The organism is Streptomyces sp. MB09-01 (assembly GCF_033794505.1).
Lineage (GTDB): Bacteria > Actinomycetota > Actinomycetes > Streptomycetales > Streptomycetaceae > Streptomyces.
In genome coordinates this window covers 1-5193 of record NZ_JARAYQ010000403.1, presented here as the reverse complement: position 1 = coordinate 5193, position 5193 = coordinate 1, and the positions used below count along the sequence as shown (strand labels likewise).

Here is a 5193-nt window from a genome sequence, read left to right as displayed (position 1 = left end):
AGTACAAAGGAAGCGTCCGTTCCTTGAGAACTCAACAGCGTGCCAAAAATCAACGCCAGAAGTTGATACCCCGTCCACTTCGGTGGATGAGGTTCCTTTGAAAAAGTCCTGTCGGGCCTTCGGGCACTGGCAGGCAATTACACAGCGAGGACGTTGTGGCGCGTCGGTCTTATTCCGACCTGACGTGCCCGCTCTAAGTGATGTGTGCACCCGATTACGGGTAAACATTCATGGAGAGTTTGATCCTGGCTCAGGACGAACGCTGGCGGCGTGCTTAACACATGCAAGTCGAACGATGAAGCCCTTCGGGGTGGATTAGTGGCGAACGGGTGAGTAACACGTGGGCAATCTGCCCTTCACTCTGGGACAAGCCCTGGAAACGGGGTCTAATACCGGATACCACTCCTGCCTGCATGGGCGGGGGTTGAAAGCTCCGGCGGTGAAGGATGAGCCCGCGGCCTATCAGCTTGTTGGTGGGGTAATGGCCCACCAAGGCGACGACGGGTAGCCGGCCTGAGAGGGCGACCGGCCACACTGGGACTGAGACACGGCCCAGACTCCTACGGGAGGCAGCAGTGGGGAATATTGCACAATGGGCGAAAGCCTGATGCAGCGACGCCGCGTGAGGGATGACGGCCTTCGGGTTGTAAACCTCTTTCAGCAGGGAAGAAGCGAAAGTGACGGTACCTGCAGAAGAAGCGCCGGCTAACTACGTGCCAGCAGCCGCGGTAATACGTAGGGCGCAAGCGTTGTCCGGAATTATTGGGCGTAAAGAGCTCGTAGGCGGCTTGTCACGTCGGATGTGAAAGCCCGAGGCTTAACCTCGGGTCTGCATTCGATACGGGCTAGCTAGAGTGTGGTAGGGGAGATCGGAATTCCTGGTGTAGCGGTGAAATGCGCAGATATCAGGAGGAACACCGGTGGCGAAGGCGGATCTCTGGGCCATTACTGACGCTGAGGAGCGAAAGCGTGGGGAGCGAACAGGATTAGATACCCTGGTAGTCCACGCCGTAAACGTTGGGAACTAGGTGTTGGCGACATTCCACGTCGTCGGTGCCGCAGCTAACGCATTAAGTTCCCCGCCTGGGGAGTACGGCCGCAAGGCTAAAACTCAAAGGAATTGACGGGGGCCCGCACAAGCAGCGGAGCATGTGGCTTAATTCGACGCAACGCGAAGAACCTTACCAAGGCTTGACATATACCGGAAAGCATTAGAGATAGTGCCCCCCTTGTGGTCGGTATACAGGTGGTGCATGGCTGTCGTCAGCTCGTGTCGTGAGATGTTGGGTTAAGTCCCGCAACGAGCGCAACCCTTGTCCTGTGTTGCCAGCATGCCCTTCGGGGTGATGGGGACTCACAGGAGACCGCCGGGGTCAACTCGGAGGAAGGTGGGGACGACGTCAAGTCATCATGCCCCTTATGTCTTGGGCTGCACACGTGCTACAATGGCCGGTACAATGAGCTGCGATACCGTGAGGTGGAGCGAATCTCAAAAAGCCGGTCTCAGTTCGGATTGGGGTCTGCAACTCGACCCCATGAAGTCGGAGTTGCTAGTAATCGCAGATCAGCATTGCTGCGGTGAATACGTTCCCGGGCCTTGTACACACCGCCCGTCACGTCACGAAAGTCGGTAACACCCGAAGCCGGTGGCCCAACCCGTAAGGGAGGGAGCTGTCGAAGGTGGGACTGGCGATTGGGACGAAGTCGTAACAAGGTAGCCGTACCGGAAGGTGCGGCTGGATCACCTCCTTTCTAAGGAGCACAGTACCGATTGCAGACAAACGTTCTGCACGGTCAGCTCATGGGTGGAACGTTGATTAGTTGGCACGGTTTTCCGGATGGATCACGAGTACTGCCCTTGGGCGTGGAAAGTGAGTCACTGATGGAGGATCGTGCTTGGCACGTTGTTGGGTCCTGAAGGTACGGCCGTAAGGTCATGTCTTCAGTGCCGGCCCCAGTGAACTTGTTCTCCTTGAGGGAGCAGGGTGATGGGTGGCTGGTCGTTGTTTGAGAACTACACAGTGGACGCGAGCATCTGTGGCCAAGTTTTTAAGGGCGCACGGTGGATGCCTTGGCACCAGGAACCGATGAAGGACGTGAGAGGCCGCGATAGGCCCCGGGGAGCTGCCAACTGAGCTTTGATCCGGGGGTGTCCGAATGGGGAAACCCGGCAGTCGTCATGGGCTGTCACCCATGCCTGAACACATAGGGCATGTGGAGGGAACGAGGGGAAGTGAAACATCTCAGTACCCTCAGGAAGAGAAAACAACCGTGATTCCGGGAGTAGTGGCGAGCGAAACCGGATGAGGCCAAACCGTATGCGTGTGATACCCGGCAGGGGTTGCGCATGCGGGGTTGTGGGAATGAGCTTGATCGGTCTGCCGGCCGGTCGGCGAGTCAGAAACCGTTGATGTAGTCGAAGGACATGCGAAAGGTCCGGCGTAGAGGGTAAGACCCCCGTAGACGAAACATCAGCGGCTTGCTTGCTCATCTCCCAAGTAGCACGGGGCCCGAGAAATCCCGTGTGAATCTGGCGGGACCACCCGCTAAGCCTAAATATTCCCTGGTGACCGATAGCGGATAGTACCGTGAGGGAATGGTGAAAAGTACCGCGGGAGCGGAGTGAAATAGTACCTGAAACCGTGTGCCTACAAGCCGTGGGAGCGTCGCCGTTGTTCTTCGGAACAACGGTCGTGACTGCGTGCCTTTTGAAGAATGAGCCTGCGAGTTAGCGGTGTGTAGCGAGGTTAACCCGTGTGGGGAAGCCGTAGCGAAAGCGAGTCCGAATAGGGCGATTGAGTTGCACGCTCTAGACCCGAAGCGGAGTGATCTAGCCATGGGCAGGTTGAAGCGGAGGTAAGACTTCGTGGAGGACCGAACCCACCAGGGTTGAAAACCTGGGGGATGACCTGTGGTTAGGGGTGAAAGGCCAATCAAACTCCGTGATAGCTGGTTCTCCCCGAAATGCATTTAGGTGCAGCGTCGTGTGTTTCTTGCCGGAGGTAGAGCACTGGATAGGCGATGGGCCCTACCGGGTTACTGACCTTAGCCAAACTCCGAATGCCGGTAAGTGAGAGCACGGCAGTGAGACTGTGGGGGATAAGCTCCATGGTCGAGAGGGAAACAGCCCAGAGCATCGACTAAGGCCCCTAAGCGTACGCTAAGTGGGAAAGGATGTGGAGTCGCAGAGACAACCAGGAGGTTGGCTTAGAAGCAGCCACCCTTGAAAGAGTGCGTAATAGCTCACTGGTCAAGTGATTCCGCGCCGACAATGTAGCGGGGCTCAAGCGTACCGCCGAAGTCGTGTCATTGCAGCAATAGGGCCAACGCCCGCTGTGATGGGTAGGGGAGCGTCGTGTGCCGGGTGAAGCAGCAGCGGAAGCTAGTTGTGGACGGTTCACGAGTGAGAATGCAGGCATGAGTAGCGATACACACGTGAGAAACGTGTGCGCCGATTGACTAAGGGTTCCTGGGTCAAGCTGATCTGCCCAGGGTAAGTCGGGACCTAAGGCGAGGCCGACAGGCGTAGTCGATGGACAACCGGTTGATATTCCGGTACCCGCTTTGAAACGCCCAATATCGAATCAGGCGATGCTAAGTCCGTGAAGCCGTTCCGGACCCTTCGGGGAAAGGAAAGTGGTGGAGCCGACGAACCAGACTTGTAGTAGGTAAGCGATGGGGTGACGCAGGAAGGTAGTCCAGCCCGGGCGGTGGTTGTCCCGGGGTAAGGGTGTAGGCCGAGGGGTAGGCAAATCCGTCCCTCGTTAAGGCTGAGACCTGATGCCGAGCCGATTGTGGTGAAGTGGATGATCCTATGCTGTCGAGAAAAGCCTCTAGCGAGTTTCATGGCGGCCCGTACCCTAAACCGACTCAGGTGGTCAGGTAGAGAATACCGAGGCGTTCGGGTGAACTATGGTTAAGGAACTCGGCAAAATGCCCCCGTAACTTCGGGAGAAGGGGGGCCATCACTGGTGATCGGATTTACTCCGTGAGCTGGGGGTGGCCGCAGAGACCAGCGAGAAGCGACTGTTTACTAAAAACACAGGTCCGTGCGAAGCCGTAAGGCGATGTATACGGACTGACGCCTGCCCGGTGCTGGAACGTTAAGGGGACCGGTTAGTGCGCTTTCGGGCGTGCGAAGCTGAGAACTTAAGCGCCAGTAAACGGCGGTGGTAACTATAACCATCCTAAGGTAGCGAAATTCCTTGTCGGGTAAGTTCCGACCTGCACGAATGGCGTAACGACTTCTCGACTGTCTCAACCATAGGCCCGGTGAAATTGCACTACGAGTAAAGATGCTCGTTTCGCGCAGCAGGACGGAAAGACCCCGGGACCTTTACTACAGTTTGATATTGGTGTTCGGTTCGGCTTGTGTAGGATAGGTGGGAGACTGTGAAACCTCAACGCCAGTTGGGGTGGAGTCATCGTTGAAATACCACTCTGGTCGTGCTGGATGTCTAACCTCGGTCCGTGATCCGGATCAGGGACAGTGTCTGATGGGTAGTTTAACTGGGGCGGTTGCCTCCCAAAGGGTAACGGAGGCGCCCAAAGGTTCCCTCAGCCTGGTTGGCAATCAGGTGTTGAGTGTAAGTGCACAAGGGAGCTTGACTGTGAGACCGACGGGTCGAGCAGGGACGAAAGTCGGGACTAGTGATCCGGCGGTGGCTTGTGGAAGCGCCGTCGCTCAACGGATAAAAGGTACCCCGGGGATAACAGGCTGATCTTCCCCAAGAGTCCATATCGACGGGATGGTTTGGCACCTCGATGTCGGCTCGTCGCATCCTGGGGCTGGAGTCGGTCCCAAGGGTTGGGCTGTTCGCCCATTAAAGCGGTACGCGAGCTGGGTTTAGAACGTCGTGAGACAGTTCGGTCCCTATCCGCTGTGCGCGTAGGAATATTGAGAAGGGCTGTCCCTAGTACGAGAGGACCGGGACGGACGAACCTCTGGTGTGCCAGTTGTCCTGCCAAGGGCATGGCTGGTTGGCTACGTTCGGGAGGGATAACCGCTGAAAGCATCTAAGCGGGAAGCCTGCTTCAAGATGAGTATTCCCACCTCCTTGAGAGGGTAAGGCTCCCAGTAGACGACTGGGTTGATAGGCCAGATGTGGAAGCCCGGTAACGGGTGAAGCTGACTGGTACTAATAGGCCGAGGGCTTGTCCTCAGTTGCTCGCGTCCACTGTGTTAGTTCTGAA

The 5193-nt window shown here is 56.9% G+C and carries 2 rRNA genes; both read left to right on the top strand.

Features of this window, described 5'->3' with window-relative positions:
• The first annotated feature begins 227 nt into the window (after positions 1–227).
• Positions 228–1752, top strand: a 16S ribosomal RNA gene (locus tag PV721_RS41005).
• Positions 1753–2039: 287 nt separating this feature from the next.
• A 23S ribosomal RNA gene (locus tag PV721_RS41000) occupies positions 2040–5162 on the top strand.
• The 16S and 23S rRNA genes sit together here, the layout of an rRNA operon.
• Positions 5163–5193 lie beyond the last annotated feature (31 nt).